The 6,699-nt window shown below is 72.5% G+C and carries 3 protein-coding genes and 1 pseudogene; 3 read left to right on the top strand and 1 reads right to left on the bottom strand.

Going from position 1 to position 6,699, the window contains the following annotated elements; genetic code table 11:
• The first annotated feature begins 274 nt into the window (after nt 1-274).
• The 3 genes and pseudogenes from katG to M0L44_RS16895 all read left to right on the top strand — a co-directional run bounded on the left by katG (nt 275) and on the right by M0L44_RS16895 (nt 4,972).
• Complete coding sequence (katG, locus tag M0L44_RS16905) at nt 275-2,416, top strand: catalase/peroxidase HPI (protein ID WP_252770971.1); 2,142 nt, start codon at nt 275-277, stop codon at nt 2,414-2,416.
• A gap of 102 nt (nt 2,417-2,518) precedes the next feature.
• Nucleotides 2,519-4,513: pseudogene (locus M0L44_RS16900) on the top strand (sensor histidine kinase); the annotation flags it as partial.
• 69 nt (nt 4,514-4,582) lie between these two features.
• Entirely contained in the window at nt 4,583-4,972 is a 390-nt protein-coding gene (locus M0L44_RS16895) for a response regulator (protein ID WP_354004140.1), read from the top strand.
• A gap of 21 nt (nt 4,973-4,993) precedes the next feature.
• Here the strand turns inward: M0L44_RS16895 and M0L44_RS16890 are convergent, their stop codons facing one another.
• Nucleotides 4,994-6,670, bottom strand: coding sequence for an acyl-CoA dehydrogenase family protein (locus tag M0L44_RS16890; protein ID WP_252770970.1), 1,677 nt, complete (start codon nt 6,668-6,670; stop codon nt 4,994-4,996).
• Between the last annotated feature and the right edge of the window lie 29 nt (nt 6,671-6,699).

Below are 6,699 nucleotides of genomic sequence, written 5' to 3'. Positions count from 1 at the left end.
GGCCTGCTTGAGGAACCCGATGATCTGTTCCTCTGTGAACTTGCTCTTCCTCATGTCCGCGATTCTCCTGAATGGCGGACCCCTTGCTACTTCACATTGGTACGGCCTGAGGGGTGCAGGTCACCAGGGCGCTATCGCCGCCATTGAAATCCTTGTCTCGCCTTGGGGGCACGAACTTCCCAGAATCGGGTCCACACCACAACGACCGCGACCCGACCGTGACCTGTCGGGTCCGGCGTTCACCACTCCAACCGCTCGATTCGAGGAGAAGCCGATGTCCCAAGAAGCCAAGTGCCCCTTCCACGCCCAAGCCGCCGGCACCGGCACCAGCAACCGCGACTGGTGGCCCCAGCAGCTGCGGGTGGACCTGCTGAACCAGCATTCCGAGCGCTCCAACCCGCTGGGCGAGGGCTTCGACTACCGCGCCGCCTTCCAGAGCCTGGACTACGCCGCCCTGAAGGCCGACCTGAAGGCCCTGCTGACCGATTCGCAGGACTGGTGGCCGGCCGACTGGGGCAGCTACGCCGGCCTGTTCATCCGCATGGCCTGGCACAGTGCCGGCACCTACCGCATGGTCGATGGCCGGGGCGGTGCCGGCCGTGGCCAGCAGCGCTTCGCGCCGCTCAACAGCTGGCCTGACAACGTCAGCCTGGACAAGGCCCGCCGCCTGCTGTGGCCGATCAAGCAGAAGTATGGGCAGGCCATCTCCTGGGCCGACCTGATGATCCTGGCCGGCAATGTGGCGCTGGAGAACAGCGGCTTCCGCACCTTCGGTTTCGGCGCCGGCCGCGAGGATGTGTGGGAACCCGACCTGGACGTGAACTGGGGCGATGAGAAGGCCTGGCTGGCCCACCGCGACCCCGAGGCCCTGGCCAAGCACCCGCTGGCCGCCACCGAGATGGGGCTGATTTACGTGAACCCCGAAGGTCCCAACGCCAGCGGTGACCCGGCCTCGGCCGCGCCTGCCATCCGCGCCACCTTCGGCAACATGGCCATGGACGACGAGGAGATCGTCGCCCTGATCGCCGGTGGCCACACCCTGGGCAAGACACACGGTGCCGCCTCGGCCAGCCACGTGGGGGCCGACCCCGAGGCCGCGCCCATCGAGCAGCAGGGCCTGGGCTGGACCAGCAGCCATGGCTCGGGCGTGGGCGCCGATGCCATCACCTCCGGCCTGGAGGTGGTCTGGACCCAGACCCCCACCCAGTGGAGCCACCAGTACTTCGAGAACCTGTTCAAGTACGAGTGGGTGCAGGTGCGCAGCCCGGCCGGCGCCATCCAGTTCGAGGCCCAGGATGCCCCCGAGAACATCCCCGACCCCTTCGACCCGGCCAGGAAGCGCAAGCCCACCATGCTGGTGACCGACCTCACGCTGCGCTTCGACCCCGGGTTCGAGAAGATCTCGCGCAGGTTCCTGAACGACCCGCAGGCCTTCAACGAGGCCTTCGCCCGGGCCTGGTTCAAGCTCACCCACCGCGACATGGGCCCCAAGGCCCGCTACCTGGGCCCGGAAGTGCCCAAGGAAGAGCTGGTCTGGCAGGACCCGCTGCCCGCGCCGGTGCACGCCCCCACCGCGGCCGACATCGCCGACCTGAAGGCCCGCATCGCGGCCACCGGCCTGTCGGTGGGCGACCTGGTTTCGGTGGCCTGGGCTTCGGCCTCGACCTTCCGCGGTGGTGACAAGCGCGGCGGTGCCAACGGTGCGCGCCTGGCCCTGGCCCCGCAAAAGGACTGGGCGGTCAACCAGCGGGCGGCGAAGGTGCTGCCGGTGCTGCAGGCCGTGCAGCAGGCCAGCGGCAAGGCGTCGCTCGCCGATGTGATCGTGCTGGCCGGCGGGGTCGGCGTGGAGCAGGCGGCGAAGGCGGCCGGCGTGACCGTCGAAGTGCCCTTCACCCCGGGGCGGGTCGATGCGCGCCAGGACCAGACCGAGGTCGCCTCCTTCGCGGTGATGGAGCCGGCGGCCGAAGGCTTCCGCAACTTTGGCCGCGGCCAGGGCAAGACCTCGACCGAGGCTCTGCTGATCGACAAAGCCCAGCAGCTCACGCTGACCGCGCCCGAGCTGACCGTGCTGGTGGGCGGCCTGCGGGTGCTGGGCGCCAATGCCGACGGCAGCGACCTGGGTGTCTTCACCGACCGGGTGGGTGTGCTCAGCAACGACTTCTTCGTGAACCTGCTGGACATGGCCACCGCCTGGCAGGCCGCCGACGCCAGCGCCGAGGTCTTCGAAGGGCGTGACCGCCGCAGCGGCGCAGTCAAGCACCGCGCCAGCCGGGCCGACCTGGTCTTCGGCTCCAACGCGGTGCTGCGCGCCCTGGCCGAGGTCTATGCCAGCAGCGATGCGAAGACCCGGTTCGTGCAGGACTTCGTCGCGGCCTGGACCAAGGTCATGAACCTGGACCGCTTCGACCTGGCCTGAGCGCGCGCCGGCGGTCCTGTCCCCGCCGCAGGGGGCAGGGCCGTTCGCGGACACCGGCACGGGCCCCCCCGAGCGGCGATACTTCCCGACATTGACCCGTTCATGCGCAGGGGCCGCGCCCCAGGGAAATCCGAGATGGTGTCCGGTTCCGCTTCGCCGTTCAACCCTGCGGAAGAGTCCGGCAGCGGCCTGTGGGGCCGGCGGCAGGCCACGCCAGCCTTCGTGCTGGCCGGCTGGGTCGGCTACTACCTGCTGGCCCTGGGCTGCATCATGCTGTCCCGCCAGCCGCAGGAGATCTCCTCCCTCTGGCTGCCGGACGCGCTGGCGGTGCTCTGGCTGCTGATGCTGCCACCGGCACAGCGCCGCTGGCCCCTGCTGGGGCTGGTGCTGGTCATCCCGGCGGCCAACCTCAGCTACGGCGACCCCTGGCGCCTGGCCGTGTCCTTCATCCCGGCCAACCTGTCCCAGATCGCCCTGGCCGCGTGGCTGCTGGAGCGGCATGTGCAGCCGCGACGCGCACTGACCGAGCCGGCCCACTTGCTGCGGTCCATGGCCTTGGGCGGGGCCGTGCCGGCGGCCTTCGGCGGCGGCGCGGCCTGTCTGATCGTGCCCACCCTGGCCGGCACGCCGCTGGGGCCCTCGCTGGGGAACCTGTGGTGGTCCTGGGTGGTCAGCAGCTTCTTCGGCGCCGTGACCCTGCTGCCGCTGGGCCTGTGGGTGCTGGCCCATGGCTCTCCGCTGTCGCGACTGCTGCGTTGGCGTTCTCTGGGCGCCTTGCTGCTCGTGGCCCTGGCCTGCTGGTTCCTGCCGCAGTGGGTGAGCACCCCCTTTCTGCTCATGATGGTGCTGCTGGGCGCGGTGGCCCTGAACGGCGGTTTCCTGCTCGCCGCGGTGGCCGCGGTGCTGGCTTCCGTGCTGCTCAATGCCGAGTACGCGCTGGGACGCATGCTGCTGCAGCAGACCCGCACCATCGATGCGCCGATGGCCGTGACGGCCATGCTGGTGACCGTCATCCCGACCGTGCTGATCGGCGCGGTGCGCGAGCGGCTCCAGCAGCAGCTGCGGCAGGTGCAGGCCGGCGAGGCCCTGCTGCGTTCCATGGCCGACGCCACGCCGGTGCTGCTGTGCCTGGTGGACCGGCAGGAGCGCATCGTCCAGCTCAACCCGGCCGGCGCCCGCTTGCTGGGGGCCAGCCGGCCCGAGGAGCTGATCGGTCAGTCGCTGGCCGAGCGCGTGCCGCTGCAGGCCGCCCGTGATGGCCAGGGCGTGCTGACCACGCTGCGCTCTCCCACCGGCAGCGTGCGGCAGCTCATGCTGCACCGGGCCCGGGTGGCGGGTGGACCGTTGGGGGGCGCCGTCTATTCCCTGATGGACGTGACCGACCAGCTGGAGGCCCAACAGCTGCGCGAGCAGACCGCCCGGGCCGAGGCCCGCAGCCAGGCCAAGAGCGCGCTGCTCTCGCACATGAGCCACGAGCTGCGCACGCCGCTCAACGCGGTGCTGGGCTTTGCCCAGCTGCTGCAGACCGAGCTGGGCCGCGCGCCGCTGCCGCGCCAGCACGAGCGGCTGCAGCTGCTGCTGCAGTCGGGCTGGCACCTGCTGGGCATGATCGACGAGCTGCTGGACCTCTCCCGCATCGAGGCCGGCCAGCTGGCGCTGGACTGCCGCACCGTGGCGCTGGCCCCGCTGCTGGGCGAGGCCGTGGCCATGGTGCAGGCCGATGCCGCGCGGCGCCACATCGCGATCGAAACACCGCCGGCCCTGGCCGGTCACCATGTCCATGCCGACCCGCTGCGCCTGCGCCAGGTGCTGATCAACCTGCTGAGCAACGCTGTCAAGTACAACCGCGAGGGCGGGCGGGTGCGCATCGAGGTGGCGGCCGAGGCCGGTCACTGGACGCTGTCGGTGGCCGACACCGGCCTGGGCATCAGCCTGGCCTAGCAGCCCCATGTGTTCGAGCCCTTCAACCGCCTGGACCAGGCCCGCTCCAGCGTGCCGGGCACCGGCATCGGCCTGAGCATCAGCCGCCGCCTGGTGGAGGCCATGGGCGGGCGCATGGGCTTTCTCAGCGACCCGGGCGCGGGCTCGACCTTCTGGATCTCGCTGGCCGCCGCCGAGGCCCCGGCGCGCCCCGACACCGGCCTGCAACGCACCGAGGCGCCGCAGGTGCGGCCCGCCCGTGTGCTGTGCGTGGAGGACGACCCGGTCAGCGCCCTGCTGGTGACCCAGGCGCTGGGGCTGGACGGCCACCAGGTGCGGGTGGCCGGCACCGCGGGCGAGGCCCTGCGGCTGGCCCAGGCGGACCCGCCGGACCTGATGCTCATCGACTTCCGCCTGCCGGACTTCGGAGGCCCCGAACTGCACCGCTGCCTGCGCGAGAACCCGCGCCTGGCCGAGCTGCCCTGCATCGCGCTGACCGCCCAAGCCACTGACGACGACCGCCGCGCCGCCGGTCCGGGCTGGGCCGCCTTCCTGGCCAAGCCGGTGGACCTGTCGGTGCTGCGCCATGCGGTGGCCGCGGCTCTGCAGCCGGACCGGCCCCGGCCGGTGGCCTGAGCGGCCCGGCCGGGGCGGTGCTCAGAGGCCGTCCGGCGGGGCCTCGGGCAGCGCCCGTGCCAGCAGGGCGTCCACGTCCAGCGCCGCCGGGTCCAGCGCGCCGAAGATGCCGCCGGTGTCCGGCCCGAAGCGGGTGGCGATGAAGCCCTCGGCCACCGCCGCCGGCGCATGGCGGCGCAGCAGCACCGCCTGGGCCAGCAGCACCAGGCGCTGGGTGATCTGCCGGGCCTGGCCTTCCGCGGCGTCCGTGGGGCCCTGCCAGACCGGTGCCAGCGCGTGCAGCGCGGCGCGCAGCCGCGGCTCGTCACCGCAGCCCTCGGCCAGGTCGTCCCACAGCCGCTGGGCCGCCTCGCGTTCGCGGCCCAGGGCGCGCAGAAGGTCCAGGGCCATCACATTGCCCGAGCCCTCCCACACCGAGTTGACCGGCGCCTCGCGGTACAGGCGGGCCAGGCTGCTCTCTTCCACATAGCCGTTGCCGCCCAGCACCTCCAGCGCCTCGCCGGCCTGGGCCACCGCGCGCTTGCACACCCAGAGCTTGGCGGCGGGCGTCATCAGCCGCTGCCAGGCGCGGGCCAGCGGGTCGGGCGCGTGGCCCTCGGCGTCCTCGAAGGCCTGGGCCAGGCGCAGGGCCAGCACCAGCGCGGCCTCGCTCTCCAGCGCCAGGTCGGCCAGCACGCTGCGCATCAGCGGCTGCTGCGCCAGCGGCCGGCCGAAGGCCTGGCGCTGGCGCGCATAGGCCAGGGCCTGGACCAGGCCCGCGCGCATCAGCGCGGTGCTGCCCAGCACGCAGTTCAGCCGGGTGTGGGTGGCCATCTCCAGGATGGTGGGGATGCCGCGGCCGGGCTCGCCCACCCGCAGGCCCCAGGCGTCCTCGAACTCCACCTCGCCGCTGGCGTTGCTGCGGTTGCCCAGCTTGTCCTTCAGGCGCTGGATGCGCACCGCGTTGCGCCGGCCGTCGGGCCGCCAGCGCGGCACCAGGTAGCAGGACAGGCCGCCCTCGGCCGTGCGCGCCACCACCAGGTGGGCGTCGCTGCTGGGGGCCGAGTAGAACCACTTGTGGCCGCGCAGCAGGGCTTCGGCGCTGTCCGGGCTGCCGATGGGCGTGGCGGTGGTGGTGTTGGCCCGCACGTCCGAGCCGCCCTGCTTCTCGGTCATGCCCATGCCCAGCCAGATGGACGGCTTGGCGTCGATCGGGCGGTCGCTCGGATCGTGCCGCGCATCCAGCAGGCGCTCGCCCAGCCAGGCCCACAGGGCTGGGTCGCGCCGCAGCACCGGGATGGCGGCCTGGGTCATGGTGGCCGGGCACAGGCTGCCGGCCTCCACCTGGCCGTGCAGCAGCATGCCGGCCGCGGCGGCGGCCCAGCGGCCCGGGCGGCGGTCGGCAAAAGGCCGGGCCATCCAGCCCTGGCCGCGCAGCAGGGTCAGCAGGGCGTGCCAGTCGGGATGAAAGCGCACGTCGTCGATGCGCCGCCCGCGGGCGTCAAAGCGCTGCAGCACCGGGCCCTGGGCATTGGCCTGGGCGGCCTGCTCGAAGGTGGTGCTGCGGCCCAGGGCCGTGCCGTAGGCGTGCAGGCCGGGCAGGGCCCAGGCTGCGCCCAGGCGCCGCAGGTGCTGCTGCAGCGCCGGGTCGATGGCCAGCAGGTCCACGTCGCGCAGTTCGTCGACCTGGTTGCTGACGCTGTGGGTGCTCCAGTCCATGGCGGGCCTCCGGAAGGACAGGTTCAGGC

Source organism: Ideonella oryzae (genome assembly GCF_024055665.1).
Classification (GTDB): Bacteria; Pseudomonadota; Gammaproteobacteria; order Burkholderiales; family Burkholderiaceae_C; genus Ideonella; species Ideonella oryzae.
The sequence above is the reverse complement of the archived record's forward strand: the minus strand, read 5'-3'. Positions and strand labels throughout refer to the sequence as shown.

What these genes read in the sequence shown, in the direction of transcription:
- katG (WP_252770971.1), top strand. Translation starts at nt 275, where the DNA reads ATGTCCCAAGAAGCCAAGTGCCCCTTCCACGCCCAAGCCGCCGGCACC.
- M0L44_RS16890 (WP_252770970.1), bottom strand. Translation starts at nt 6,670, where the DNA reads ATGGACTGGAGCACCCACAGCGTCAGCAACCAGGTCGACGAACTGCGC.